The sequence below is a fragment of the Gordonia marina genome (genome assembly GCF_052036135.1).
Classification (GTDB): Bacteria; Actinomycetota; Actinomycetes; order Mycobacteriales; family Mycobacteriaceae; genus Gordonia.
Window position 1 is genome coordinate 26536 of record NZ_JBPSDN010000030.1, and the last position, 26694, is coordinate 53229.

Below are 26694 nucleotides of genomic sequence, written 5' to 3' on the forward strand. Positions count from 1 at the left end.
GCGAGCGACCTGCCCGGAGCACCAACCGCGACACGATGAACGACCGGCGCCCGCCGGTCACGAGGAGAAAGAACTCAGTGCCAACTATTAACCAGCTGGTCCGCAAGGGCCGCAAGGACAAGGTCTCCGTCAAGAAGACCGCCGCTCTGAAGGGCAGCCCGCAGCGCCGCGGCGTGTGCACCCGCGTGTACACCACCACCCCGAAGAAGCCGAACTCCGCTCTGCGTAAGGTCGCCCGCGTGCGCCTCACCAGCGGCGTCGAGGTCACCGCATACATCCCCGGTGAGGGCCACAACCTGCAGGAGCACTCGATGGTGCTCGTCCGCGGTGGCCGTGTGAAGGACCTCCCGGGTGTTCGTTACCGCATCATCCGCGGCTCGCTCGACACCCAGGGTGTCAAGGACCGCAAGCAGGCTCGCAGCCGCTACGGCGCCAAGAAGGGGAACTGATAAGTCATGCCACGTAAAGGACCCGCACCCAAGCGCCCCCTCGTCAACGACCCGGTCTACGGTTCGACGCTGGTCACCCAGCTGGTGAACAAGATCCTGCTCGACGGCAAGAAGTCGACCGCCGAGCGGATCGTGTACGAGGCCCTCGAGGCCACCCGCGAGAAGACCGGCACCGATCCGGTCATCACCCTCAAGCGTGCGCTCGACAACGTCAAGCCCACCCTCGAGGTCAAGAGCCGCCGCGTCGGCGGTGCCACCTACCAGGTGCCGATCGAGGTCAAGCCGGGCCGCGCCAACACGCTGGCCCTGCGCTGGCTGGTCACCTTCAGCCGGCAGCGCCGCGAGAAGACCATGGTCGAGCGCCTCGCCAACGAGCTGCTGGACGCCTCCAACGGCCTGGGCGCCTCCGTCAAGCGACGCGAGGACACCCACAAGATGGCCGAGGCCAACCGCGCCTTCGCCCACTACCGCTGGTGACCTTCTAGTCTGAGCGGCCGCCGCGGCGGCATTCGCAGTTCAGCGGATGTCGCCACGGCCCGCCAGACTTGTCTCGGCGGCGCGAGCGCCCCGAGATGAAGACAGCCTCAAGTCCTCTAACTTCCGAAGGAACCCAATGGCACAGGAAGTGCTGAACGACCTCACCAAGGTCCGCAACATCGGCATCATGGCGCACATCGATGCCGGCAAGACCACCACCACCGAGCGCATCCTGTTCTACACGGGTGTCAACTACAAGATCGGTGAGACCCACGACGGTGCGTCGACCACCGACTGGATGGAGCAGGAGAAGGAGCGGGGTATCACCATCACCTCCGCCGCCGTCACCTGTTTCTGGAACAAGAACCAGATCAACATCATCGACACCCCGGGTCACGTCGACTTCACCGTCGAGGTGGAGCGCAGCCTCCGCGTGCTCGACGGTGCCGTCGCCGTCTTCGACGGCAAGGAGGGCGTCGAGCCCCAGTCGGAGCAGGTCTGGCGCCAGGCCGCCAAGTACGACGTCCCGCGCATCTGCTTCGTCAACAAGATGGACAAGATGGGCGCGGACTTCTACTTCACCGTGCAGACGATCATCGATCGCCTGGGCGCGAAGCCGCTGGTCGTGCAGCTCCCGATCGGTGCCGAGGACGACTTCGTCGGCGTCGTCGACCTCGTCGAGATGCGCGCGCTGGTCTGGCCGGGCGACGCCAAGGGCGACGTGACGATGGGTGCCTCGTACGAGGTGCAGGAGATCCCCGCCGATCTCGCCGACCGGGCCGCCGAGTACCGCGAGCAGCTGCTCGAGACCGTCGCCGAGTCCGACGAGTCCCTCATGGAGAAGTACTTCTCCGGCGAGGAGCTCACGGTCGAGGAGATCAAGGGCGCCATCCGCAAGATGACCGTCAACTCCGAGCTGTACCCGGTGCTGTGTGGTTCCGCGTTCAAGAACCGCGGCGTGCAGCCGATGCTCGACGCCGTGATCGACTACCTGCCGAGTCCGCTGGACATCGGTGAGGTGCACGGTCACGCCCTCGGCAACGAGGAAGAGCAGCTGGTTCGCAAGCCCAGCAAGGACGAGCCGTTCTCGGCTCTGGCCTTCAAGATCGCCGCGCACCCGTTCTTCGGCAAGCTGACCTTCGTCCGCGTCTACTCGGGCAAGGTCGAACCCGGCACCCAGGTCCTGAATGCCACCAAGGGCAAGAAGGAGCGCATCGGCAAGCTCTTCCAGATGCATGCCAACAAGGAGATGCCGGTCGACGACGCCGTCGCGGGCCACATCTACGCGATGATCGGCCTGAAGGACACCACCACGGGCGACACCCTGTGCGATCCGGCCAACCCGATCGTCCTGGAGTCCATGACCTTCCCGGACCCGGTCATCAACGTCTCGATCGAGCCGAAGACCAAGTCCGACCAGGAGAAGCTGGGCGTCGCGATCCAGAAGCTCGCCGAAGAGGATCCGACCTTCTCGGTGCAGCTCGATGAGGAGACCGGCCAGACCGTCATCGGCGGTATGGGCGAGCTCCACCTCGACATCCTCGTCGATCGTATGCGTCGCGAGTTCAAGGTCGAGGCGAACGTCGGCAAGCCGCAGGTCGCCTACCGTGAGACGATCCGCAAGACCGTCGAGAAGCACGATTACACCCACAAGAAGCAGACGGGTGGATCGGGCCAGTTCGCGAAGGTCCAGATCAAGCTCGAGCCGCTGGTCGACGCCGAGGAAGGCGCCACCTACGCGTTCGAGAACGCCGTCACCGGCGGTCGTGTCCCGCGCGAGTACATCCCGTCGGTGGATGCCGGTGCGCAGGACGCGATGCAGTACGGCGTGCTGGCCGGCTACCCGCTGGTCAACCTGAAGGTCACCCTGCTCGACGGTCAGTACCACGACGTCGACTCCTCGGAGATGGCCTTCAAGATCGCCGGTTCGCAGGCTCTCAAAGAGGCTGCACGCATGGCACAGCCCGTCATTCTGGAGCCGATCATGGCCGTCGAGGTCACGACTCCGGAGGACTACATGGGCGACGTCATCGGCGACCTGAACTCCCGCCGTGGCCAGATCCAGGCCATGGAGGAGCGCAGCGGTGCTCGAGTCGTCAAGGCTCAGGTTCCGCTGTCGGAGATGTTCGGCTACATCGGAGACCTGCGGTCGAAGACTCAGGGCCGAGCTAACTACTCCATGGTTTTCGACTCGTACGCCGAGGTTCCGGCGAACGTGTCGAAGGAGATCATCGCGAAGGCGACCGGAGAGTAACTTCTCCGGCCCGCCCGGGCGGACCCGCGCTGCGGCGCAATAAACTAGTAAACACAGACCTCTGCCGGGAACGCCCCGGTAGACCCGAGTCCAGGAGGACACAAGTGGGCAAGGCGAAGTTCGAGCGGACCAAGCCGCACGTGAACATCGGCACCATCGGTCACGTCGACCACGGCAAGACCACCACCACGGCCGCCATCACCAAGGTGCTGGCCGACAAGTACCCGGACCTGAACGAGAGCTTCGCTTTCGATCAGATCGACAAGGCTCCGGAGGAGAAGGCTCGTGGTATCACGATCAACATCTCCCACGTCGAGTACCAGACCGAGAAGCGTCACTACGCTCACGTCGACGCTCCGGGTCACGCCGACTACATCAAGAACATGATCACCGGTGCCGCCCAGATGGACGGCGCGATCCTGGTCGTGGCCGCCACCGACGGCCCGATGCCGCAGACCCGTGAGCACGTGCTGCTCGCCCGCCAGGTCGGCGTGCCCTACATCCTGGTCGCCCTCAACAAGGCCGACATGGTCGACGATGAGGAGATCATGGAGCTCGTCGAGATGGAGGTCCGCGAACTGCTGGCCGCCCAGGAGTTCGACGAGGACGCCCCGGTCATCCCGATCTCGGCGCTGAAGGCGCTCGAGGGTGACCCGAAGTGGGTCAAGTCGGTCGAGGACCTCATGCAGGCCGTCGACGACTCGGTGCCGGACCCGGTCCGCGAGACCGACAAGCCGTTCCTGATGCCCGTCGAGGACGTCTTCACCATCACCGGCCGCGGCACCGTGGTCACCGGTCGTGTGGAGCGCGGCGAGGTCCACGTGAACGAGGAAGTCGAGATCGTCGGCATCCGCGAGAAGAGCACCAAGACCACCGTCACCGGTATCGAGATGTTCCACAAGCTGCTCGACTCGGCCCAGGCCGGCGACAACGCCGGTCTGCTGCTGCGCGGCCTCAAGCGTGAGGACGTGGAGCGCGGTCAGGTCATCGTGAAGCCGGGTACCACCACCCCGCACACCGAGTTCGAGGGCCAGGCGTACATCCTGTCGAAGGACGAGGGCGGCCGCCACACCCCGTTCTTCAACAACTACCGTCCGCAGTTCTACTTCCGTACCACGGACGTGACCGGCGTCGTGACCCTCCCCGAGGGCACCGAGATGGTCATGCCGGGCGACAACACCGAGATGACCGTGAAGCTCATCCAGCCGGTCGCCATGGACGAGGGCCTGCGCTTCGCCATCCGCGAGGGTGGCCGCACCGTCGGTGCCGGCCGCGTCACCAAGATCATCAAGTGAGTCTGACTCTCTGAGGTCTTTCTCGAAGTGCCCGTTCCGGTTCGTCCGGGGCGGGCACTTCGTGTTTCGTCCGCCTGTCCTGAGCATGCGTGGCGGAGCCTGCGACGACACGCGGTCGAAGGGTTCCGGTTCGTCCGGGGCGGGCACTTCGTGCATCCGTGACACCGTCGCCGCGGCACTCGAGCACGGGCGAGTCGGCGGTGAGGGTCGTGGACACCGCGGAATGCCGCATTTCCGGAACGGCCGCGGGCGTCGCGCTCGCGGCGTGCGGTCGCTAGGCTCCCGCTCATGGACGGTGCCGACTTCATCAAGACGTTTCTGAAGTACTTCGCTTTCATGCTCGTCGCCGGGATCGTCGGACCGATCTTCCTGATCGGCTACTTCGCGATCGGCAGCGACGACGCCCGGTGGATGCTGTGGGCGGGCCTAGGGATCACGGTCGTCGACGTCCTGATCGCGCTGGGCCTCACGACGGCGACCGTCCGGGGCCGCGCGGAGTCGTCCCGGCTGGCGGTCTCCGGCTGCCCGGCCGTCGCCGAGGTCACGTCGCTGCAGGAGACCGGCATGGAGATCAACGACCGGCGGGTGATCGCCTTCGACCTGCGGATCCACGGGCCGCGCGTGCCGTCGTTCACCGCGACCAAGCGGATGACCGTCCCGACGATCGCCGTCGGACTCCTGCCGAGCCGGGTGCTGGCCGTACAGGTCGATCCGGAGACGCAGAAGTTCGAGGTCGACTGGGACCTGACCCAGCTCTACGCCGGTTCGGTCCCCGCCGTGATGACCTCGACCGAGGACGGCGTCGACTACGACCTCACCGGCAACCGCGAGGCGCTCGTCCAGGTGCTGGACATCCTGTCGCGCAACGGTATCCCCGTCCAGGGCACGCTGGATCTGCGTGGCGATCCGCAGGTGCGCGGCGAGGTCCTGGAGATCGCTCGCCGATACGGGAAGACGCGCGGCCCGGCCGGATCGCCGGAACCGGCGGCCGCGGCCCCGGACCGGCGCACCGTGACGCAGCGGCTCAACGAGATCGACGGCCTGTTCGCGGGCGGCCGGATCTCACGAGCCGAGTACGACGACCTCCGCGCCAAGATCCTCGGCAGCCTCTGAGCCGCGTCACGGATCGACCAGGTCGAGTTCGTCGGGGCGGATCGGCTCGCGCTCGCCCAGCTTCACGACGATGACGCCGATCAGGATCAGCGCACCGCCGGCGAGCTGCACCGCGGTCGGCACCTCGCCGATCAGCGCCCAGGCGAAGATCACCGCGGCGACCACCTCGGACAGTGCGACGAAGGAGGCGAGGCGGGCGCCGAGCCGCCGGGTGGCGGCGATCCCGGTGACGTAGGCGAGCGCAGCGGTGACCAGGGCGAGCAGGGCCACGGCCGCCCACCAGGGCAGCGGCGCACCGGCCAGCTCGACGTCGTCCGTCGATTCCGCCATCGGCAGCACCCCGAGCAGCCCGGCCAGGCCGAGTCCGAGCCCGGCGGCGAGAAGACCGCCCGACGCGAGTGCGATGCCGGGCAGGTCGGGTGCGGTGTGCGCGGACAGGATGAAGAAGCCCGCCGCGCCCAGCATCGCGCCGAGCGCCCACGCGACACCGACCGCGTCGAGGCTGACACCGCCGAATACCTGAAGGATCAGCGCGAGGCCGATGGCCGCGATCACCGCGCCCGCGGCGGTCAGCCACGTCGGGCGCTGGCCGTGCCGCGCCCACATCCAGATCACTACGGCGACCGGCGCGATGTACTCGATCAGCAGGGCGACCGCGACCTGCAGCGTCATCACGGAGTAGAAGTAGCAGAGTTGGGGGATGGCGACCGCGACCAGGCCGTATGTCACTATCGCGCCCCAGACCCGGCCGTTCGCGAGGGTATGCCACCGGCCGCGCAGGCTCCACACCGCAGGGAGTAGCAGCACCAGTCCGGCGATCGTGATCCGCGCGGTCACCGCCGCCCCGGCCGACCAGCCGATCTCGAGCAGGGACCGGGCGACGGTGCCCGACAGGCCGAACGACGCCGCCGACACCGCGGCGAAGGCCAAGCCACTGGTGAATCGTGAGTCTCGCACCCGGTCACGCTAGCGCCTCCGCCTACAGTAGATACCCGTGCGGGTGATTCAGCGGGACGGAGAGGCGCCGGATCTCGCCGTCGAGGTGCGACGGCGGCCGTCCGTGGACGACGAGCGACCGGTCCTGCTCGTGCACGGCATGGGCGGCGACCACGGAACGTGGCGGCGCGTGGCGTCGGCACTGCGCGCCGCCGGGCGGAGCACCATCGCCGTCGACCTGCGCGGACACGGCCACAGTCAGCGCGCCCGCCGTTACGGGCTCGGCGACTTCGCGGAAGATCTCGGCGCGGTCCTCGATGACCTCGCCGTGCCCCGGGTGGATGTGGTCGCGCATTCGCTGGGTGCGCACTCCGCGCTGCGGCTCGCGATGACCCGGCCCGACCGGGTGGGGCGGCTGGTGCTGGAGGAACCGCCGCCCATGCCGCAGAGCGCGGCGGATCTGGAGGAGAAGGTCGTGCCGGCGTTCGCCGGGCTGGGGGATCGGCTCCGCGGGATCCGCGCGGTGGTGACCAGCCCGATGACCCTGGTCCGGTTCGACCGCACCGTGCCGGACCAGGTGGGCCGGCAGTTCGAGCGGGTCGATACGGACTGGTGGGACGGACTCGGGGCGTTGTCGGCGCCCGTGCTCGTGGTGTCCGGCGGGGAGCGGAGCTTCCTCGCGCCGCGGCATCTGCGCCGGATCGCCGACGTGCTGCCGAACGGGGAGTTCACGACCATCCCGTCCAGCCACAGCGTGCACCGCGACCGTCCGCGCGAGTTCACCGTCGCCGTGCGGCGCCACCTGCTGGGGTGAACCGGGGCTCGACCGGGGACGGCCGCGAGACCGGACGTTTCTACGGTCGCCGACCGTAGAAACGTCCGGTTCCAGGAATCTGGTCAGGACGGAGGCGCTCGAAGGCCGTGTGCAGCAGTATCCGTTCCATGGCTGGGTCGTGGACTTCGCTTGGCCGGAGCTGAAGGTCGCGGTCGAGATCGACGGGTGGGCACATCACCGGGACCACAAGGCGTTCTCGCGGGACATGCGCAAGCGCAACGCCCTCGCCACCGCCGGAGGGGTCACCCTGAGCTTCAGCCGGCACGACCTCACCGGCGATCCGGCGGGCTGCCTGGAACCGGTGATCGGTCCTCTCCGGGACAGGATGTTCCTGGCCGGTTGACGACGCGACGGAGCGATGAGGTCCGAACGCCGCGGCCGGCGCCCCGTGGTTCAGTTGTGGATACGCCGGGGGTCGGCACCGGTGCGGGTCCAGCCCTCGAAGGCCCACGGCACGTAGAGCCACCGCAGGGGGAGCCGGTTGAACAGCGGGTTGGCCGCGCGCATCAGCGCCGCGAACCTGTCGAACCGGCGTTGCCTGCGTGGTGACCAGTCCAGGTCGCAGACCTCGCGCATCTCCGGGGGAAGGGTGCCGATCACGACCAGCCGCAGCGCGGCGTTCAACGGCGCCGACGTCATCCGCCACAGCGGTCCGGGGATCCGCCGCGGCCGGGGCAGTCCCTTCCGGAGATAGCCGGTCGCGTACACGATCGTCCGCGTCGGGACGAATCGCTCGCACATCGACTGCCAGTACGCGCGGAACTCCTCGTACGTCTGCGGCTGGCTCCGGTCGCTGACGCCGTACAGCTGATACCAGACCTTGCTCTCGTCGAAGATCTGCACCTTCTCCTCGTACGAGAGTCGCCGGATGAAGGTGTCGGTGATGTACAGGACCTGGTCGACGAAGGTCGCGTGCGCCCAATAGAACAGTTCGGGGTTGAGCGCGTGGTAGCGGGAACCGTCGGCGATGGTGCCCTTGATCTCGCGATGGAAGTCGCGGACCCGGTGGCCCCACGCGTACGGGTCGTCGGAGTAGATGGTGCGCATCACCGGCGGCCCGGTCCGGCGCGCACGGCCGAGGAAGTCGCTGAAGATCACCGAATGGTCCTCGACCCCCTGGGCGAGCTGCTCGATGCAGTTCTCCGTGCCGGCGAGCCGCTGGAATCCGAACACCATGCGCACGTCCCCGGCGAATTTCCACAGCAGCGAGTCGGCGCCGAGCCGGAGTTCGGGTTCATCGGTGCCCAGGATGCTCGGCTCCGCCTCGCGCACCCCCGTGGAGAAGTCGGTGGTCATGGGATCCAGCGTAGCGCGAGATTGAAACAGAACTCAGTAATTGTGCCAATATGGGGTGGGTATGCCGGATTGTTCCCATCTGTCCGATGATCGTGAGGTGGCGATCCCGCTCGCTCCGGCGGTCGGGCCAGGGACGGGATACTGTCGCCCCATGAGTCAGCCGCAAGCGCCCCGCCATGCCGCACCGGGGCCGCCGCCCACGTACGGTGCGCTCGACGACGCGTCCGGCCGCCCGCGGACGGCCGCGCCGGGCCTTGCGCCCGCCGGAATGCCCGCACACGCCGGGTATCCGGCCCCGCCGCCCGGGTACCCGGCGCCCGCTCATCCGCCCGCCGCACCCGGCTACCGCGCGCCGGGCTATCCGCCCTCGGCGCCCGCCTACCCCGGGCCGGGTTATCCGCCCTCGGCGCCCGGCTACCTTCCGCAGACCCCCGTGCCCGCGCGATCCGGTGGGAACGGGGGAACTGTCGCCGGATTCGTCTGCGGCATCCTCGCCGCGGTGGCCTATCTCGGCCTCGGCTTCCTGGCGACGTTCGGGGCATCGCTGCTCTCGGAACACACCTCGCTGTCCGCGATGCAGTGGGGATTCCTCCGCGGGCTGTGGGTGCTTCCGCCGCTCGTCGCCGCACTGTTCGTGATTCCCGCGGTCGATACCCGGCTGCGCTCACGGACCGGTACGGTGCTGTTCGCGCTGGGTGCCGTCGGTGTGGTCTTCGCCTGGAATCTCCTGGTCGCCCTGCACCTCTGGCTGCCGCACAACGGCGCGCTGAGGTCCGTCGTCGGCTCGGAGGCCACGTTTCCGGTCTTCATCTTCGTCGCGGTGACGCTGATCGTGTGCGCCTGGTTCCGGGCCCGGCGGAGGTCGGCGGCGACGCTGCTCCTCGCGCCGGTCGCGGGGCTGATCGCCGCGGTGGCGTGCTGGCTCCTCGGGAAGCTGGAGTGGCGCCCGGCCTACACGCCGATCGGGAACGCGGTGAGCGACCTGGTGATCTATGCGCTGCCCGTCGTCGTGGTGGTGGTCGTCTTCGCCTGGATCGGCGTGCTGGTCGACAAGCTCGTCGCCGGGAACGACCGATCCGCGCCCGTGCACGCCGCGGGGCCGGTGTACGGCTCTCCGGCCGGCCGGCCGCAGTAGGGTCGGGCATGGCTGCGTCCGCGGTTCGCCGCACCCTCGCGGTATGGGTCACCGTGGCGTCGTGCCTCGTCGTGACGATCCTGGGCGCGCCGGGGGCGGCACGGGCGCACGACACGCTGCCCGTCTCGCACGACTTCTTCGACGGTGCCCGGGCCGAGCTGCGGAATCCCGGCGGGTCGTTGCCCGGCTCCAACGACTGGCATTGCACGCCGAGCGCCGCACATCCGAACCCGGTGATCCTGGTCCACGGCACCGGCGGCAACCGGCAGACCAACTGGGCGACGATGGTGCCGGCGCTGCACAACGAGGGCTACTGCGTCTTCGCGCTGACCTACGGGGTGCGGCCGGGCACGACCTGGCCGGTGAGCGCGCTCGGCGGCCTGAACGACATGCGCACCAGCGCCGTCGAGCTGCAGCGATTCGTCGCGCGGGTGCGTGCGGCGACCGGCGCGCGGCAGGTCGACATCGTCGGCCACTCCGAGGGCACCCTGATGCCCGCCTACTGGGTCAAATACCTGGGCGGCGCGCACGAGGTCGACAAGTACATCTCGCTGGCGCCGTACTGGAAGGGCCAGGACAGCAGCGCGTGCAACGCCGCCGCGGCGTTCCTGGACTCCGTGGGCGCGGGTGGCCTGTGGCCCTATCCCGAGTGCAACCAGGAGCAGTACGGCTCGGCCTTCATGAATCAGATCAACGCCGGCGGCGGCCCCTACGTCCCGGGCATCGCCTACACCAACGTGATGACGAGGCACGACGGCATCGTCGAGCCGTACACCGACGGCGACGTGCCCGGCCCGCGCACCACCAACATCGTGCTGCAGGACACCTGTCCGGCCGACCGCTCCGACCATCTCTCGATCGTCGCGTCGCCGCGGTCGGTGGCGGTGGTGCTGAACGCTCTCGATCCGGCGCATCCCCGGCCGGTGCCGTGCGTGCCGGTCGCACCCGGGCTCGGCGGGTAAGGGCCTGTCTCCCGAGTCTCTTTCCGGTCCTCGGAGAAGACTCGGGAGACACGCCTCGGCCGGCTGAACCGGTCCCGCTCGGTAGGCTCGCAGCATGGTCTATCAGCCCGGCGCCAACAATCCGTTCGCCATCCCCGGCAAGCAGGGGGAGATGCCGATCTTCACCGTCCGGGCGAGCAAACCGCAACTGCCGCCGCTCGACGTGATCGAAGAGTCCGCGCTGGTGGTGGCCCTGCCGATGCGCACCCGTTTCCGCGGAATCACCGTGCGCGAGGCGATGATCTTCCGCGGCCTCAAGGGCTGGGGCGAGTTCTCGCCGTTCGTCGAGTACGACGACGTCGAGTCCGCGAACTGGCTCGCCGCCGGGATCGAGGCCGCCTGGCAGGGGCCGCCGCCGGCCGTCCGCGACACCGTGCCGGTCAACGCGACGGTGCCCGCCGTGCCCGCCGACCAGGTGGCCGAGGTCCTTGCCCGTTACCCCGGCGCGACGACCGCCAAGGTCAAGGTCGCCGAGGCCGGCCAGACTCTGGACGACGATGTGCAGCGCGTCGCCGCGGCGCGCGAGGTGATCCCTCGGGTGCGGATCGACGCGAACGGGGCGTGGGACGTGCCCACGGCGATCGAGGCCATCGAAGCGATCGGCGACGTGGAATACGTCGAGCAGCCGTGTGCGACCATTAAGGAGCTGGCCGCGGTGCGTCGCGTGGTGGACGTGCCGATCGCCGCCGACGAGTCGATCCGCCGTTCCGAGGATCCGCTGCTGGTGGCCAAGGCCGATGCGGCCGACATCGCGGTGCTGAAGGTGGCGCCGCTCGGCGGCATGCGCAAGGTGCTGGCACTCGCGAGCGGCCTCAAGATGGACGTGGTGATCTCCAGTGCGCTCGACACCGCGATCGGCATGTCGGCGTCGGTCTCCGCCGCGGCCGCCCTCCCGGTGCTCGACCACGCCTGCGGACTCGGCACGGCGGTGCTCTTCGAGGAGGACACGGCGCCGTCGTTCATCCCGCGTAAGGGCGTGGTGAAGCCGAAGATCGTGCAGCCCTTCGACGACCTGCCGCTCGCCTCGCCCGAGCGCACCGCCTGGTGGATCGAACGCCTGCGGCGCTGCCACGCCGTCTTGATGGCGCGCTGACCTCGTCAGCCGGATCCTAGAAACAGATGACGAAATCTGTTTCAATGGAGTGAGCTGCTTCATAGTTCGCGCTCCAGGAGGAATCATGGCCGTGCCGCTGCTCGCCACGCCCGACGCCGAGAGCGGTCTGCGGCCCGTTCCGGTCAGCACCCGCAACGGGGTCCTGGAGGTGCTGTCCATGCGGCGCGATCCGTTCGCGTTCGCCGACCGTCGTCGTGCCGAATACGGCGACGTTTCCGCCCTCAACGCCTTCGGAGTCCGGATGGTGATCGCGAGCGGCGCCGAGGCGGCGAGCGAGATCCTGATGAACCGGGACCGGGGGTTCGCGAACCCCCCCGCGTGGAGCTTCTTCATCGGGCCGTTCTTCAACCGCGGAATCATGCTGCTCGACTTCGACGAGCACCGCCACCACCGGCACATCATGCAGCAGGCGTTCTCGCCGAACGTGCTCAAGGGCTACTTCGCGGAGATGCAGCCGGTGATCGTCGACCGGGTCGCGCGGTTCCCGACCAGCGGGAGCGGAGCGAGCGGGCTGGACCGACACGGGCGAGTGCTGCTGATGGAGGAGTTCAAGAAGCTCACCCTCGACGTCGCCCTGGAGATATTCCTCGGCCTGGAACTGAGCAAGGCCGAGGCGGACCGCCTCAACAAGGCGTTCATCGAGACGGTCCGCGCGGGTGTCGCCCTGGTGCGCAAACCGGTCCCCGGTGGGCGGTGGTGGAAGGGCCTGCGATCCCGCAAGATCCTCGAAGAATTCTTCTACCAGCATCTCCCGGCGAAACGTGCCACGGCGACGCCCGACCTGTTCTCGGTGCTGTGCCACGCCGAGAGCGACGACGGGCACCGGTTCAGCGACGACGACGTGGTGAACCACATGATCTTCGTGCTCATGGCCGCGCACGACACGTCGACCATCACGATGACCCAGATGGCGTACCGCATGGCGCAGCACCCGGAGTGGCAGGCCACCGCGCGGGCGCAGTCGATGGAACTGGGTCCGGAGCTCACCTACGACGGCCTCGCCGACCTGACCGTGCTCGACGCGGTGATGAAGGAGTCGCTGCGGATGTGTCCGCCGGTGCCCGCGCAGCCGCGGATGGCCATCAAGGACACGCAGGTGCTGGGCCGCTTCATCCCGGAGGGCACCATGGTGTGCGTGCCGCAGATGGCCAATCACCGGGACCGGAAGTACTACACCGATCCCGGCCGGTTCGACCCCGAGCGCTTCTCGCCGGAGCGTGCCGAGGACAAGGGGCACCGTATGGCGTGGATGCCGTTCGGCGGCGGGGTCCACAAGTGCATCGGCCTGTACTTCGGCCAGATGGAGATCAAGACGATCATGCACAATCTGCTGCGCGACTACGAGTGGTCGGTGCCCGCGGGATACCGTCTACCCATGGATTACAGTGCGCTCCCGGTACCCAAGGATCGTCTGCCCGTCACCCTGGTGCGACGCTGATGCCGGGCTCTCGTAAGGCACGCGTCACCGCGTCGACGGAGGAACAGGAGGCCGCGATCCTGCGGGCCGCGGCGCGGGAGTTCACCGACGTCGGCGTGCGCCAGGCGAACATGGACTCCATCGCGAAGACCGCGGGCGTCAGTCGTTCGACGCTGTACCGCCGCTTCCCGAACAAGGACAACCTTCTCATCGCGCTGGCGAACCACACCTTCGAGCGCGGCATGGCCGACCTCGAGCGGACCGTCGAGGGCCTCAGCCCCGCGGACGCCGTGGTCGAGGCGTTCGCCCGCGGTGCCGAGATGATCGAGATCGACCCGCTGCTCAACCGGATGGTCGTACAGGACGCGGAGATCCGCGGGCTCACCTCGGCGATGAGCGGGCTCTTCATCGACATGGTGACCGATCGCGTCGCCGGGTCGCTCCGCAAGGCCGGCGCCACCATGGCCGACGATCTGCTGCACCGCGCCGTGGAGATCCACGTCCGCCTGGTGATCTCGTACCTGGAGATCCCGGCGAGCGACGAATCGCAGCGCACCCCCGAGGCGGTCCGCGAGTTCGCGGCCACCTTCCTGGCCCCGATGATCCACTGATCCGATGACGCTGTCTCCATCGGCGATACGCCGTGCCCGTGCCGACCGCAGGCTCGCCCAGACCCGGGAAGCGCTTCGAGACAAGGTCATCGCCGTCACCGGTGGTGCGCGCGGGATCGGCTTCGAGACCGCGACGCAGTTGCTGTCTGCGGGAGCGCGGGTCGCGATCGGCGACATCGACGCCGATGCCGTGGGGAAGGCCGCCGCCGACCTGGGCGTGGAGGGACTGGAACTCGACGTCACCGAGTCGTCGTCGTTCGAGGCCTTCCTCGACGAGGTCGAGCGCCGCCTCGGCCCGGTCGACGTCCTGATCAACAACGCCGGGATCATGCCGGTCGGCCCCTTCCTCGACTACTCGGAAGCGCTGATCCGCCGCACCGTCGAGATCGATCTGGTCGGCGTGATGCTGGGCAGCCGGGCCGCGGCGCGCCGGATGGTGCCGGCCGGGCGCGGGCAGATCGTGAACGTGTCGTCGGTGGCCGGCCGGTTGCCGAACCCCGGGCTCACCATCTACAACGGCGCCAAGGCCGGCGTGATCGAGTTCTCCGAGGCGCTCGACGCCGAGCTCACCCCGCACGGAGTCCGGGTGTCCGCGGTGCTCCCGACGTTCACCCGCACCGCACTGATCGACGGCCTGACGACGGGCTCGCTCGTCGCCACGGTCACGCCCGAACAGGTGGCCGCCCGCGTGATCGAGGTGATCGCCCGGCCTCGGGTGCGGGTCACGGCGCCGTCGTCGATGGGCTGGGTCGGGGTCAACACTGTCCTCCCGCACGGGCTGAAGAACCGGCTGCGGCGCCTCACCGGCACCGACAGCATCTTCCTGCACCCGGACGAGCGGGCCCGCGCCGACTACAACGCCCGGATCGGGCGCTAGCCGCCCCCTTCGCCCGTGGAGCCGACGCCCCCTTTGCCCGTTGAGCCGATGCCCCCTTCGCCCGTGGAGCCGAGATCCCCGTAGCCCGTTGAGCGGACGAGCCGCAAGGCGAGTCGTGTCGAAACGCACCCCTCAGCCCTTCGCCGGCCCGACGCGGGGCAGTCCCGTAGCCCGTTGAGCCGACGAGCCGCTAGGCGAGTCGTGTCGAAACGCACCCCTGGACACGAGAGCACTAGGGTCGATCGGGTGACCCGGGGTTCGGCGGAGATACGGCGGTGGCGCGACGCGCGTGCGGCGCGTCGTGCCGCGGCGGACCGGCTCGCGGTCGCCGAATGCGCCGCCGGTGAACGACGACGCTGGTCCACCGGATTCCGGATCGGCCTCGCCGTGATCGCGGTGCTCGCCCTCGTCGGCGCCGGGGCGGCGGTCTGGTCGGCGGTGGATCGGGCCTCCCGATACACCGACGCTCAACTGGTCGACGCCGCCGCCCAGCGCGTGGAACTGCTGCTCACGGCGAATGCCGACGACCGGCAGCGGGCCCGGGAGATCCTCGACGGCGCCACGGGCGAATTCCACGACACCTTCGCGCAGTCGGCGCAGGCATACACCCGGTTCGTCGAACGCGCCGGAAGCTCCGGGTCGGCGCGAATCGACGGTGCGGCCCTCGCCTCCCGAGCGGGCGATCGCGGCGTGGTGCTGGTCGCCGCCTCGGTGCGCGTGGCCGCCGATCCCGCGAAGGCCGGGGAGCCGTCACCGACGCCCGCGGCCGGTCCCGTCGCCGTCGAGCACCGGCAACTGCGGCTGCGCGTGGTGATGGTCCCCGAGGACGGAGCCCTGAAACTCGCGGGCGTGGTGTTCCTGCCATGACGAACGACGCCGGATCCCGGCTGCCGGCGGTGGTCCGCGGGCTCCAGGCGCCGCTGACCGCGCGGTCGTGGGCAGCGATCGCCGCGGCCGTCGCGGTGCTGATGGCGGCGGCCGTGTGCTGCGCGTTCGCCTTGGACGCACGCGCACCGGTGGCGGCACGGGCGGGCACCGCGGACCAGTTGCAGCGCCAGGCGGGACCGATCGTCGCGGCGGTCTTCTCGGCCCGCGCCGAGACCTGGCAAGCCGATCGCGCCCATGCGCGCACCCTGGTGACCGGGGCGTTCGCGACCTCGGTCACCACCGGCCTGTCGGCGGGACCACCGGCCGGGGTCAAGTCGGTGCGATGGGAACCGTTGCAGGTCGGAGTGGTCGAAGCGCGGGCTCGGGCGGGTACCGCGCTGGTCGTCGCGCGCGTCGTGGTCACCGCCGGTCCCGGCGCCGAATCCAGTTCGGCGGTCAAATCAGTGAGCGCCGATTTCGTGCGGTCGGGCGACCGATGGCTGCTGAGCGGTCTGGACGAACTCCAGTGAGCACGACGGACCCGGGGCGATTGCGTGCGGCACGGGACGACTACGACGAGGCGGTGCGTGCCGAGCGACTCGCCGCGATCGCGGCGGCCGGCCGGCTGCGGCTGCGGGCGCGACGACGCCGGGCCGCCGCGCGGCTCACGGCGGTGACAGCGGTCATCGGCGCGGTGATTCTGCTCGCCGTGACGGGCTGGGCGCTGGCCTCCCGGTCGGCGGCGCAGGACGGTCTGCGCGAGCGTGACGCCGCGCGCGCCGCGGCGGCCCACGCGGTCACCGAGATGCTCACCGCCGATCCCGCGCACGCCGACGACTATCTGCCCCGGATCCGCGGGCTCACCACCGGCGAGCAGCGCGAGCGCCTGGACCAGGCGGGCCCGCAACTGCGGGCGGCGGTCGCCGGGCTCGGCGCGCCGAGCACCGGCCGGGTGATCTCCGCCGGCGCCCAGCCGGCCGACCGCGGAAAGGTCGGTGTCGTGGTGGTGGCGCAGGCGAGCGCGCCCCAGCTGGTCGGAGGCGCCCCCGGGACCGACCGCGTCGCGGTTCACCTCACGATGGTCCGCAGCGGGGACCGCTGGCTGGTCGCGGCGACGGAGAAGATCGCGTGACCCGGCGCATCGCGGTGCCGGCCGACCGGCGCTTTCTGGCCGGCTGGGCCGTCGTGGTCGGCGCGGCGGTGATCGTCGCGCTGGTCGCCGGGGTGCTCGCGCTGCGCGGTGGGAAGGACGAATCGGGCGAGCGCGCGGCCGTCGAGCACGCGGCGGCCACCGCCGCCGAGGCGCTGATGACCTTCACCCCCGCCGACGACCCCGCGCGCCGTACGGCGACGTCGTCGCAGCTCGCCGGGGTCCTCGCGGCCGACTACGAAGCGCGCGGACCGGATGTCGTCTTCCCCGGAGCGACGGCCTCGCGCATCACGATGTCGGTGAAGGTGCTCGACGTCGGCGTCACCGATCTGCGGCCCGACGACGCCCGCGCGCTGCTGTTCGTGGACCAGACCATCCGCGTCGGCGACGATCCCGAACCGGAGACGGTGGGAGTGGCCCGGTGGGCGACCATGCGGCGGATCGGCGGCCTCTGGCGGCTGGCCCGGCTGGAGCCGGTGTCGCCGCAGTAGTCCGGTGGATCGGTAGAATCGAGAAATGGTCGTCGATCGCATCGCCAAGGCACTGTCCGGTCTGCTGCTGTTCATGGGGGTGCTGCACTTCGTCGCGCCGAAGCCGTTCGACGCGATCATCCCGAAGGAGATCCCGGCCGACCCGCGGACGCTGACCTACGCGTCGGGGGTCGCCGAGCTGGGTATCGGTGCGGCGCTGCTGCCGCGCCGCACGCGCCGCCCGGCCGCCGCTCTCGCGACCGCGCTGTTCGTGGCGGTGTTCCCGGCGAACATCAACACGGTGCGCCTGTGGGTCGACAAGGGCCCGCTGCTCAAGACCATCGCCTGGGCGCGCCTCCCGCTGCAGATCCCGCTGATCGCCGGGGCCCTGATCGTGTGGCGCAAGAGCCCGTGCCCGTCCCACTCGGACGAGAACGCCGCATAGCGAGGGCTCTCCCGTGCGGGCACCCGCCGGTCTGGACGGGGATCGCCGCCGCCGGCCGAGCAGGCCGAGAGACGAGGCCGTGTCGAAGCCGGGCAGTCGTCCGGGGTGGTGGCTCCGGTACTCCGCATGACAACGGCAACATGGCCGGTCACGTGCGCGAATATGGATCGTGACCCGCCATGTTACCGTCGTCGTGCTGAGCCCACGTCCGCCAGGCGTGGCTTCGACACTCCCCGGCTGGCGCCTCGGCGGCTCAGCCGGCGGGCAGCCGGGCCCGAGTCTTACCGCGTCGGCGGGCGGAGTGAGCGGTAGTGCGCCCGCTGGTCGGCGGTGAGGTGTTCGGTGGCGTAGCTGAGCGCCGTGCGGCCCAGATACGCGGCGTGGGCCTCCAGGTAGTCCTCGAGGAGTCGCCGGTCGATGCGCTTGCCGAGCTCGCGCAGCATCCAGCCGAGAGCCTTCTGGATCAGGTCGCGGCGGTCGTCGATCACCAGCGGCGCCACGTCGAGGATCGGCTGTGCCGCACCGGATTTGATGAACGCGAAGGTGCCGATGACCCCGACCCGGCGTTCCCACAGATCGGCGGAGGCCGCCCAGTCGAGGAGCTCGGTATGGTCGCCGCGCTCGACCAGCCAGGCGCCGAGCAGCGGGTCCGCGGAGCAGTCGACCAGGTCCCAGTTGTTCACCCGGCCGCGCCGGACCGCGTCGCGGTAGAGCTGGACCCAGTGCGCGCGCACGGCCGGTTCGGCCTTCGCCGCGCTCGCGGTGGCGACGAAGAGCCCGACCTGCCGGACCTCGTGGACCTCGTCGTCGAGCAGCGCGGTGACGGTCTCGAAAGGCAGGGCGCCGAGCCGCTTGGCGTAGGCGCGCAGGACCGGCACCCGGACGCCGGCGAACACGTCGCCCTCGCCGTACTCGCCCGGGCCGGTCTTGAAGAATCGCCGCTGCCCGGCCGCGCGCTCGGGATCGCCCAGGGCGCGGATCTCCGCCGCAAGATCGTCGGCGGATTCCCGCGATCGATCTCGACTCCGCGGGTCCTGAGCTCGCGTGGCGGAGCTTGCGACGACATGCGGTCGAAGGGCGACCGTCATGTAGCGAGACTTCCACGTTGATCGAGCGGAGTCGAGGCCCGGGTCGTCGTCGTACCGAGCCCTCGCTCAGTCGGGCTGTTGCGACACTCCTCGGCCAGGAGCCCGCTGAACAATGGCCGCGATCGCCTACAGCAGCCCGCCCCGCCGGAACGAAGCGCCAGCGGAGTTCCGTGTCGAAACGCCGCCACCTGCGCTGGGACTCGGGCGACTTCCAGCCACATGAGGATGGGTTTCGACACGGCTCCTCGCGGAGTTCATATTGAGCTCCGTCGAAATGCTCACCCGCCGGCGGGGCCGGCTGGCAGGGGCAAACATCCTGATTCTTCAGCAGACTCCTAGTGGCGCGGGCTCAGCCGGCGATCGGTCTCGACGGTCACGTGAGGAGGTCGGCGACCGGGGTGGGGGTGAGCAGGTGGGGGCGGGTCTTCATCAGGCGGCCGACACGGCCGGCACCGACCACGCCGGTCAGGACGCCGTCGCGGCTGTAGTACGCCAGGAATTTCCGGCCGTCGTCGTCCACCACGTGCACGGTGTCGTCGGGCCGGGGCGAGCCGAGGAGCTGGACCTTGAGGTCGTACTGGTCGGTCCAGAAGTAGGGCACGGTCGGCGCGGGCCGCGGGTGGCCGCCGATCTCGGCGGCGGCGATCACGGCCTGGTCGACGGTGTGGTTCCAGTGCTCCACGCGGCGTCGTGCACCTCGCTCGTCCGCCCAGTTCGCGGCGTCGCCGATGGCGTAGACGTGCGGTGCGGAGGTACGGCCGGACTCGTCGCACGCGATACCGCCGCCGGTCGCCGGGTCGGCGAGTTCGATCCCCGAACCCGCGAGATAGTCCAGGTCCGGACGGCCGCCGATACCGACCACCACCAGGTCGGCGTCCACCACCGTGCCGTCGTCCAGCTCGACACCGGTGGCGCGCCCCTCGCCGAGGATCCGCGCCACCGACGTCGCCGCGCGCACGTCGACGCCCGCCTCGGTGTGCAGGCGGGTGACGAACGGGGCGACGGCCGGGCCGAGCGCCGCGGCGAGCGGCGCGGGGGCCGGTTCCACGAGCGTGACCCGCAGACCGCGCTTGGTCAGGCTGGCCGAGGTCTCGCAGCCGATGAAGCCGGCGCCGATCACCACCGCGCGCCGGGCACCGTCGAGTTCGGCGCGGAGCGCGGCGGCGTCGTCATAGGTCCGGATCACGTGCACGCCGGGCAGGTCGCCGCCCGCGCCGGGAAACGGACGCGGGCGCAGTCCGGTTGCGAGGACCAGGGTGCCGTACTCCAGTTCGGCGGGTGCGTCCGCACCGGAGAGGACGACCCGGCCCCGCGCGGGGTCGACGCCGGTGACGCGGGTGCCCAGTCGCAGGTCGATGTCGTTGTCGGCGTAGTAGTCGGCGGGTTTGAGGTCGACGCGGTCGTCGTCACCGAGCAGAACGGATTTGGACAGGGGAGGCCTGTCGTACGGCGGGTGGTCCTCGGCGGCAAGGATGGTGATCGCGCCGGGAAAGTCGTTGCCGCGCAGGGCCTCGGCGAGCCGGGAGGCGCCGAGACCGCCGCCGGCGATCACCACGTGATCAGACACTCAGAACTCGACTTTCAGCTTGTCGCTGGTGGGTTTGGCCTGGCAGCCGAGGATGTAGCCGTCGGCGATGTCGTCCGGGTCGAGCGCGCCGGAATTGGCCATCTCGACAGTGCCCTCGGTCAGCGTGCACGCGCACGACCCGCATTCACCCTCCTGGCACGAATACGGCGCGTCGAGCCCGGCGGCCAGCATCACGTCGACCAGCGAGCGTGAGCGCGGCCAGACGAGGACGTGGGTGTCGCCGTCGAGTTCCACTTCCACCTCGGCGGCGGCCGCGGCCTCGTCGGCGGACAGTTCCTCGAGTTCGATGTCCTCGAAGGGATCGCCGGAGAGCGAGTTGTAGACCTCGGTGTGCACGGCGTGGTGCTCGAATCCGGCCTTCGCGAGGCCCTGATGGACGGCGTCCATGAAGGGGCCGGGGCCGCAGAGGTAGGCCGTGTGCGTCGCCGCCATGGGCCGGAATGTGGTCGTCAGCAGCTTCGCCGACGGGCGGCCCTGGAGCGTCTCCAGCCAGTGGATCACGGTGAGCCGCCCGGGATTTCCGGCCTGCAGCTCGCGTAGCTCGCGGGCGAAGATCACGTCGTTCTCGCTGCGGTTGGCGTAGAAGAAGGTGATCGGTCCGGTGCCGGTGGCCAGCGCCGTCTTGAGGATCGACATCACCGGGGTGACGCCGGAGCCCGCGGCGATCAGCAGCAGCGGGGCGTGGATGTTCGCCGGTGTGAAGACGCCCGACGGGGGCAGGGATTCGATCTGGCAGCCGGGGGCGAGGTTGTCGCAGAGCCAGTTGGAGCCGTAGCCGTCGGCGGTGCGCTTGACCGTCACGGTGGGCAGTTCGCCGCGGCCCGGTGCGGACGACAGCGAGTAGCAGCGGGCCACCGAACCGGTCTGCTCGCTCGGGATCCGCAGGGTCAGGAACTGGCCGGCCAGGTAGTCGCTGAATTTGTCCGTGTGCGACTCCGGCAGCTCGAAGACGATGCTGCGAGCGTCCGCGGTCTCGTCGATCACCGCGGCGACCGTCAGGATCGCGCTCCGCGACGAGTGCGGGGTCAGCTCGGCCATGGGCACCCTTCCGGATAACTAGAACGTGTTCTAGTCAAGATTAGCAGGCCCCGGATCGCAGACGTATCGCGATCCGGACGGCATGTCAGGCGTCCAGGGCGCTGAGGCCGTGGGTCAGGACGGTGCAGCCCTCGTCGAGCAGCGCCAGCAGGTCCGATGAGGGGTCGGCGAGCCAGCGTTCGTAGGCGGCGAGGGAGACGCCGAGGAGTTGCCACGCGACGGTCTGCGGGATGTGGCCGTCCGGCCGCATACCGAGCCGGCCGGCGACGTACTCGGCCACGATCTGCCGCCACTCGGCGTACATCAGCATTGAATGTGCTTGCAGCGCAGGCACTCCCAGGAGGAGTTGCATGCGCCGGCGGTGGTGTTCGTGCTCCACGTCGGGGACGTCGTTGAAGTCGATGAGGGCTCGGCGGAGGGCCTCGCCGAGGGGGAGGCCCGCGGGGGTGTTGCGGAGCCGGAGCCGCATCTTCGCGAGGTGGCTGTCGAAGTCGCCCCAGGGGATCGCGTTCTTCGACGGGAAGTAGCGGAACAGCGTGCGGCGCGCGATGCCGCCGGCCGCCGCGACGTCGTCGACGCTGGTCTCCTCGAAGCCCCGCTCGATGAACAGGTCGATGGCGAGATTGCTGAGTTCGGCGCGCGAGGTCGCCTGGGGCCGTCCCGCTGGTCTCTTCATGACCTGTCCTTTCGGATGGGTTCTTCGGTTACTTTTCGGTACGGGTTGATTTTGCACCCGGTGTCATTACAGTGTGTCGTGAACCACTGGACAGCCTAGAAGGAGGTTGGTTCACATGGCCGATAAGGACACTCGGGAAGAGCTCGTCACCGAATCGCTGGTGGAGGAAGTCTCCATCGACGGGATGTGCGGCGTCTACTGATGACCACCGCGTCGACCAGTGCTTCCGGCGGCCTCGCGGCCGCCGGAAGCACGTCCTTCGATCTTTCCCGGCCCTGGCGCGTCAATCCGTCGGTGGCCATCCGCCCGGAGCCGTTCGGGGCCCTGCTGTACCACTTCGGGACCCGCAAGCTGAGCTTCCTGAAGAACCTCGTCGTCGTCGATCTGGTGCAGTCGCTGGCCGAGCATCGCGACGCGGAGTCCGCCCTGGCGGCCGCCGGCATCACCGACGACCAGCGACCGCTCTACCTGCAAGCACTGACCGCCCTGGCCGAGTCCGGGATGATCACCGTCCGCGACGAGAAGTGAACCGCGATGACCATTGAAGCCCTTCGCCCGTCCGTCTTCGATCTGCCGTCGACCGCCCCTCGGCTCGATCTGCCGACCGCGACGCCGCCCAAGGTCGGCCGCCTGGTGGATCAGTTCGAGAAGGGGCTCGACGCCCCGATCTGTCTCACCTGGGAACTCACCTACGCGTGCAACCTCGCGTGCGTGCACTGCCTGTCCAGCTCCGGTAAGCGCGACCCGCGCGAGCTGAGCACCGAGCAGTGCAAGGCGATCATCGACGAGTTGCAGCGCATGCAGGTCTTCTACGTCAACATCGGCGGCGGCGAGCCGACGGTCCGCCCCGACTTCTGGGAACTGGTCGACTACGCCGTCGACCACCAGGTCGGCGTCAAGTTCTCCACCAACGGCCTGCGGATCAATGCCGAAGTGGCGCAGCGTCTTGCGGCCACCGACTACGTCGACGTCCAGATCTCGCTCGACGGGGCGACGGCCGAGGTGAACGACGCCGTGCGCGGCCCCGGCTCGTTCGACATGGCCGTCCGCGCGCTGGAGAACCTCAAGAACGCGGGCTTCAAGGACGCCAAGATCAGCGTCGTGGTGACCCGCGAGAACGTCACCCAGCTCGACGAGTTCAAAGCCCTCGCCGACAAGTACGACGCCACCCTGCGCATCACCCGGCTGCGCCCGTCCGGCCGCGGCGCCGACGTCTGGGATGACCTGCATCCCCTGCCCGAGCAGCAGCGCGACCTGTACGAGTGGCTCGTGGAGCACGGTGACCGTGTGCTCACCGGCGACTCCTTCTTCCACCTGTCCGCCTTCAGCAAGGGCGGCGGCAGCGGTCTGCCCGGCCTCAACCTCTGCGGCGCCGGCCGTGTGGTCTGCCTGATCGACCCGGTGGGCGACGTCTACGCCTGCCCGTTCGCCATCCATGAGAACTTCCTCGCCGGAAACATCCTGAGCGACGGCGGTTTTCAGGAGATATGGCAGCGCAGCGACCTGTTCACGCAGCTGCGTGAACCGCAGAGCGCCGGCGCCTGCACCAAGTGCGCGCACTTCGACGCCTGCCGCGGCGGCTGCATGGCGGCCAAGTTCTTCACCGGCCTGCCGCTCGACGGCCCCGACCCCGAGTGCGTCCAGGGCTTCGGTGAATCGCTGCTGGCCGGTGAGCGCAGCAAGCCCACCGCCAACAAGGACCATTCGCGCGGTGTGCCGCTCACGCTCATGACCCGCCCGCCCTCGCGCGACTGCGACGAGAACCCGCTCGCCGGGTTCCTGCCGACGACCGCCACCGGGTGTTCGTCGGGTGCCTGCGGCACGCACTGAACCCGTTGCCCGGCAACAACTTTCGTTCCACCCCCATCCGAGAAGGTCCCCATCCCCATGTCGAAGCTGTCCGAACTCCTTGAACAGAACCCGTGGCGCCGCAACCCGTGGTTCGAGACCGTGGGGGAGGCGCAGCGTCGTGCGAAGAAGCGTCTCCCGAAGACCGTCTACTCGTCGCTGGTGGCCGGCACCCAGGCCGGTATCACCGTCAACGACAACGTCGAGGCCTTCAAAGAACTCGGTTTCGCACCGCATGTCGTGGGAGCGACGCCCGAGCGCAACCTCACCACGACGGTGATGGGACAGGAACTCTCGTTCCCGGTGATGATCTCCCCGACCGGGGTGCAGGCGGTGAACCCCGACGGCGAGGTCGCCGTCGCCCGGGCCGCCGCCGCCCGCGGCACCGCGATGGGGCTGTCGAGCTTCGCCTCCAAGCCCGTCGAAGAGGTGACCGCCGTCAACGACAAGATCTTCTTCCAGATCTACTGGCTCGGTAGCCGCGAGGACATCCTGGCCCGCGCCCAGCGCGCCCGCGAGGCCGGCTGCAAGGGCCTGATCGTCACCACCGACTGGGTCTTCAACGTCGGCCGCGACTGGGGCAGCCCGGAGATCCCGGAGAAGGTCGACGTCCGCGCCGTCGCCAAGCTGGCGCCGGAGATGATCACCAAGCCGAGCTACGCGATGAGCTGGTTCCGTGACGGTAAGCTCCTGATCCCGGACCTGTCCGCGCCGAACATCGCGCACAAGGGCGAGCCCGGCCCCACCTTCTTCGATGTGTACGGCACCTGGATGAACACCCCGCCGCCCACCTGGGAGGACCTTCAGTGGTTGCGCGAGCAGTGGGGCGGCGAGTTCATGGTCAAGGGGATCACCCGCATGGACGACGCCAAGCGGGCCGTCGACATCGGTGCCACCGCCATCTCGGTCTCCAACCACGGCGGCAACAACCTCGACGGCACCCCGGCCACCATCCGGGTGCTCGGCCCCATCGCCGACGCGGTCGGCAAGGATGTGGACGTGCTGCTCGACGGCGGCATCCGCCGCGGCAGTGACGTGGCCAAGGCGCTCGCCCTCGGCGCGAAGGCCGTGATGATCGGCCGCGCCTACCTGTGGGGCCTCGCCGCGAACGGCCAGACCGGTGTCGAGAACGTCCTCGACCTGCTCCGGATGGGCCTGGATTCCTCGCTGATGGGACTCGGGAAGGCCGACGTCGCCGATCTCGATCGTTCCGACCTCATCATCCCGGAGGGCTTCGAGCGCGTCTTCGGCGAGTAGCGGTCGCTTTCTGAACCCGCGAACGGCGGGCCCGGATTCCGGGCCCGCCGTTCGTGTCGCGTTCGAGTGCGTCGGCGTCGTCCGCGGCGGGTGCCGCCGCAACGGTCCCGGCCGCCCGCCGGTCACGACATGGCGAGCGCCTCGGTCGGCGCGATCGCGACCGCGCGACGGCTCGGTGGGAGCGACGCGAGGAGCACCAGAACGGCGGTCGCCGCCAGGGTTCCGACCAGGGCAGGCCACGGCAGTCCGAGTTCGAAGCCGGAGGTCACGGAGCCGACGAGTGACTGACTGCCGACAGAACCGAAGATGAGCCCGAACCCGAGTCCGGCGAGCGCCGCGGTTCCCGACAGAGCCAGCGATTCGAGACTGATCATGGCGCGCACCTGCTGCGCGGTGAAACCCATCGCGCGGAGCATGCCGATCTCCCGGGTCCGGGCGATCACGGTGAGCGACATCGTCGAGACGAAGCCGACGCCGGCGATCACCGCCGAGATCGCGATCAGCGCGATCAGCACCGCAGAGGTCGCGGACAAGAGACGCTCGGTGTCGGCCATCTGAGCGGGCGTCAGGTCGTGCCACGACCGGACCGAACGCTCCAGCGCGTTCATCCCGGCCGCGATCGTGGTGATCAGTGTGACACCGATCAGCAGGCCGACCGTCGACCTGGATGTGCGGGCCGGATCGCTCACCGCGTTCTTCCGGGCGACGAGCGCGGCCGGACCGTTCCCACCGAGCCGTGCCATCGCGGTCACCAGTCGCGGCAGAAACAGGCGTGCGCCGAGCAGCACGCCGACGCCGACGGTGGCCGCGCCGAAGAAGGCGAATCCGAAACCCGCGAGGCTGCCGCGTTCCCCGAGGACGCAGGCGGCCGCCAGCATCGCGGCACCGAGCATCGCGGTGATCGCCGCGACGGCGCCACGCAGACCGGACCGGACCGGCGCAGCGCCGCGCAGTGCGGTCGCGCCGAGAGGACGGCGCGCACCGATCACGGTGGCCGCCGCCGCGGTCGCCACCACCGCGAGAGTGACGACGATCGCACCGGCCGGAACCACCGCGTAGTGTCCCGCCGGGATCTGATCCCGGGCGCGCAGCACCGCGCGCACGATCGCGAGGATCACGGCACCACAGGCCACTCCCACCAGCGCGCCGAGGGTGGCGACCCGGACCACCGCACGCAACAGGCCGGCGCGCAACTGGCGGCTGTCCGCACCGATCAGCCGCAGCAGGGTCAGCTGGCGGACGCGACCGGCGATCACCGTGTCGACACCGCCCGCGATCACGATCGCCGCGACGAACAGCGCGATCATGATGAACACCGCCGCGACCACGTCTAGATGAGTGATTCCTGGCGATGTGACGGGTGTGTCGTGTGGGACTGAAGAGCGAGGTCGTCCAGGATCGATGTTGCATACACCGACATCGACATGGGAGCCGACATGGTCACCGACCTGGACGAC

General features: G+C 69.5%; 29 protein-coding genes. 22 read left to right on the forward strand and 7 right to left on the reverse strand.

Annotation, left to right across the window (positions count from 1 at the left end; translation table 11 throughout):
* The first annotated feature begins 77 nt into the window (after nt 1-77).
* The 5 genes from rpsL to ACSEEN_RS16470 all read left to right on the forward strand — a co-directional run bounded on the left by rpsL (nt 78) and on the right by ACSEEN_RS16470 (nt 5588).
* Nucleotides 78-449, forward strand: a complete 372-nt coding sequence (gene rpsL, locus ACSEEN_RS16450) for a 30S ribosomal protein S12 (protein ID WP_247865017.1) — start codon at nt 78-80, stop codon at nt 447-449.
* A 6-nt stretch (nt 450-455) separates the two neighbouring features.
* A complete protein-coding gene (rpsG, locus tag ACSEEN_RS16455) occupies nt 456-926 on the forward strand; it encodes a 30S ribosomal protein S7 (RefSeq protein WP_105943289.1) in 471 nt (156 codons plus the stop codon).
* A 136-nt stretch (nt 927-1062) separates the two neighbouring features.
* Nucleotides 1063-3180: an elongation factor G gene (fusA, locus tag ACSEEN_RS16460; protein ID WP_247865016.1), complete on the forward strand. Its 2118-nt coding sequence runs from the start codon at nt 1063-1065 to the stop codon at nt 3178-3180.
* Nucleotides 3181-3284: 104 nt separating this feature from the next.
* Nucleotides 3285-4475 (forward strand): elongation factor Tu, encoded by a 1191-nt coding sequence (tuf, locus tag ACSEEN_RS16465; RefSeq protein ID WP_247865015.1) that lies wholly within the window; start codon nt 3285-3287, stop codon nt 4473-4475.
* A 288-nt stretch (nt 4476-4763) separates the two neighbouring features.
* Nucleotides 4764-5588 (forward strand): SHOCT domain-containing protein, encoded by an 825-nt coding sequence (locus ACSEEN_RS16470; RefSeq protein WP_298441404.1) that lies wholly within the window; start codon nt 4764-4766, stop codon nt 5586-5588.
* 6 nt (nt 5589-5594) lie between these two features.
* Here the strand turns inward: ACSEEN_RS16470 and ACSEEN_RS16475 are convergent, their stop codons facing one another.
* Nucleotides 5595-6545 carry an EamA family transporter gene (locus tag ACSEEN_RS16475; protein ID WP_298441402.1) on the reverse strand — a complete coding sequence of 317 codons (951 nt, stop codon included), beginning with the start codon at nt 6543-6545 and terminating at the stop codon, nt 5595-5597.
* A 37-nt stretch (nt 6546-6582) separates the two neighbouring features.
* On the opposite strand from ACSEEN_RS16475, the gene ACSEEN_RS16480 reads away from it, so the two are divergent.
* Together ACSEEN_RS16480 and ACSEEN_RS16485 are read left to right on the forward strand one after the other, a co-directional pair.
* On the forward strand, nt 6583-7338 hold the full coding sequence (locus ACSEEN_RS16480; RefSeq protein ID WP_298441400.1) for an alpha/beta fold hydrolase: 756 nt from the start codon (nt 6583-6585) through the stop codon (nt 7336-7338).
* Between the two features lie 79 nt (nt 7339-7417).
* Complete coding sequence (locus ACSEEN_RS16485) at nt 7418-7702, forward strand: endonuclease domain-containing protein (protein ID WP_440713768.1); 285 nt, start codon at nt 7418-7420, stop codon at nt 7700-7702.
* A 50-nt stretch (nt 7703-7752) separates the two neighbouring features.
* On the opposite strand, the gene ACSEEN_RS16490 is transcribed toward ACSEEN_RS16485, so the two are convergent.
* A complete protein-coding gene (locus ACSEEN_RS16490; protein WP_247865010.1) occupies nt 7753-8655 on the reverse strand; it encodes an oxygenase MpaB family protein in 903 nt (300 codons plus the stop codon).
* A 151-nt stretch (nt 8656-8806) separates the two neighbouring features.
* On the opposite strand from ACSEEN_RS16490, the gene ACSEEN_RS16495 reads away from it, so the two are divergent.
* The 11 genes from ACSEEN_RS16495 to ACSEEN_RS16545 all read left to right on the forward strand — a co-directional run bounded on the left by ACSEEN_RS16495 (nt 8807) and on the right by ACSEEN_RS16545 (nt 17742).
* Complete coding sequence (locus tag ACSEEN_RS16495; protein ID WP_298441396.1) at nt 8807-9790, forward strand: hypothetical protein; 984 nt, start codon at nt 8807-8809, stop codon at nt 9788-9790.
* Between the two features lie 8 nt (nt 9791-9798).
* Nucleotides 9799-10752: an esterase/lipase family protein gene (locus ACSEEN_RS16500; protein WP_298441394.1), complete on the forward strand. Its 954-nt coding sequence runs from the start codon at nt 9799-9801 to the stop codon at nt 10750-10752.
* A 94-nt stretch (nt 10753-10846) separates the two neighbouring features.
* Complete coding sequence (locus tag ACSEEN_RS16505; RefSeq protein WP_371307120.1) at nt 10847-11884, forward strand: o-succinylbenzoate synthase; 1038 nt, start codon at nt 10847-10849, stop codon at nt 11882-11884.
* Nucleotides 11885-11969: 85 nt separating this feature from the next.
* A complete protein-coding gene (locus ACSEEN_RS16510; protein WP_440713763.1) occupies nt 11970-13343 on the forward strand; it encodes a cytochrome P450 in 1374 nt (457 codons plus the stop codon).
* On the forward strand, nt 13343-13933 hold the full coding sequence (locus ACSEEN_RS16515) for a TetR/AcrR family transcriptional regulator (RefSeq protein ID WP_440713764.1): 591 nt from the start codon (nt 13343-13345) through the stop codon (nt 13931-13933). Before ACSEEN_RS16510 ends, ACSEEN_RS16515 begins: the two co-directional genes overlap by 1 nt.
* A 4-nt stretch (nt 13934-13937) precedes the next feature.
* Entirely contained in the window at nt 13938-14810 is an 873-nt protein-coding gene (locus ACSEEN_RS16520) for an SDR family oxidoreductase (RefSeq protein WP_247865005.1), read from the forward strand.
* Between the two features lie 246 nt (nt 14811-15056).
* Entirely contained in the window at nt 15057-15677 is a 621-nt protein-coding gene (locus ACSEEN_RS16525; RefSeq protein WP_298441388.1) for an Rv1363c family protein, read from the forward strand.
* On the forward strand, nt 15674-16207 hold the full coding sequence (locus ACSEEN_RS16530; protein ID WP_247865003.1) for a hypothetical protein: 534 nt from the start codon (nt 15674-15676) through the stop codon (nt 16205-16207). Before ACSEEN_RS16525 ends, ACSEEN_RS16530 begins: the two co-directional genes overlap by 4 nt.
* Nucleotides 16204-16809 (forward strand): hypothetical protein, encoded by a 606-nt coding sequence (locus tag ACSEEN_RS16535; protein WP_247865002.1) that lies wholly within the window; start codon nt 16204-16206, stop codon nt 16807-16809. Before ACSEEN_RS16530 ends, ACSEEN_RS16535 begins: the two co-directional genes overlap by 4 nt.
* Complete coding sequence (locus ACSEEN_RS16540) at nt 16806-17318, forward strand: hypothetical protein (protein WP_247865001.1); 513 nt, start codon at nt 16806-16808, stop codon at nt 17316-17318. Before ACSEEN_RS16535 ends, ACSEEN_RS16540 begins: the two co-directional genes overlap by 4 nt.
* A 25-nt stretch (nt 17319-17343) precedes the next feature.
* Nucleotides 17344-17742, forward strand: a complete 399-nt coding sequence (locus ACSEEN_RS16545; RefSeq protein WP_298441384.1) for a DoxX family protein — start codon at nt 17344-17346, stop codon at nt 17740-17742.
* A gap of 281 nt (nt 17743-18023) precedes the next feature.
* On the opposite strand, the gene ACSEEN_RS16550 is transcribed toward ACSEEN_RS16545, so the two are convergent.
* The 4 genes from ACSEEN_RS16550 to mftR form a co-directional block, all read right to left on the reverse strand.
* Nucleotides 18024-18830 (reverse strand): DNA alkylation repair protein, encoded by an 807-nt coding sequence (locus tag ACSEEN_RS16550; protein ID WP_298441382.1) that lies wholly within the window; start codon nt 18828-18830, stop codon nt 18024-18026.
* 373 nt (nt 18831-19203) lie between these two features.
* Nucleotides 19204-20397, reverse strand: coding sequence for an NAD(P)/FAD-dependent oxidoreductase (locus ACSEEN_RS16555; protein WP_440713765.1), 1194 nt, complete (start codon nt 20395-20397; stop codon nt 19204-19206).
* Entirely contained in the window at nt 20398-21456 is a 1059-nt protein-coding gene (locus tag ACSEEN_RS16560) for a 2Fe-2S iron-sulfur cluster-binding protein (protein WP_371307111.1), read from the reverse strand.
* A gap of 85 nt (nt 21457-21541) precedes the next feature.
* Nucleotides 21542-22132, reverse strand: coding sequence for a mycofactocin system transcriptional regulator MftR (mftR, locus tag ACSEEN_RS16565; protein WP_247864996.1), 591 nt, complete (start codon nt 22130-22132; stop codon nt 21542-21544).
* 115 nt (nt 22133-22247) lie between these two features.
* On the opposite strand from mftR, the gene mftA reads away from it, so the two are divergent.
* The 4 genes from mftA to mftD are packed head-to-tail and all read left to right on the forward strand — an operon-like array spanning nt 22248 to nt 25237.
* Nucleotides 22248-22334: a mycofactocin precursor MftA gene (gene mftA / locus ACSEEN_RS16570; protein ID WP_247868093.1), complete on the forward strand. Its 87-nt coding sequence runs from the start codon at nt 22248-22250 to the stop codon at nt 22332-22334.
* The gene (gene mftB, locus ACSEEN_RS16575) at nt 22334-22660 is read left to right on the forward strand and encodes a mycofactocin biosynthesis chaperone MftB (RefSeq protein WP_247864995.1); all 327 of its coding nucleotides are present in this window, start codon (nt 22334-22336) and stop codon (nt 22658-22660) included. Before mftA ends, mftB begins: the two co-directional genes overlap by 1 nt.
* A gap of 6 nt (nt 22661-22666) precedes the next feature.
* Complete coding sequence (gene mftC, locus ACSEEN_RS16580) at nt 22667-23962, forward strand: mycofactocin radical SAM maturase (protein ID WP_440713766.1); 1296 nt, start codon at nt 22667-22669, stop codon at nt 23960-23962.
* A 57-nt stretch (nt 23963-24019) separates the two neighbouring features.
* Complete coding sequence (mftD, locus tag ACSEEN_RS16585) at nt 24020-25237, forward strand: pre-mycofactocin synthase MftD (RefSeq protein WP_247864993.1); 1218 nt, start codon at nt 24020-24022, stop codon at nt 25235-25237.
* Nucleotides 25238-25359: 122 nt separating this feature from the next.
* Here the strand turns inward: mftD and ACSEEN_RS16590 are convergent, their stop codons facing one another.
* Nucleotides 25360-26565: an ABC transporter permease gene (locus tag ACSEEN_RS16590; RefSeq protein WP_440713767.1), complete on the reverse strand. Its 1206-nt coding sequence runs from the start codon at nt 26563-26565 to the stop codon at nt 25360-25362.
* Nucleotides 26566-26694: the final 129 nt, after the last annotated feature.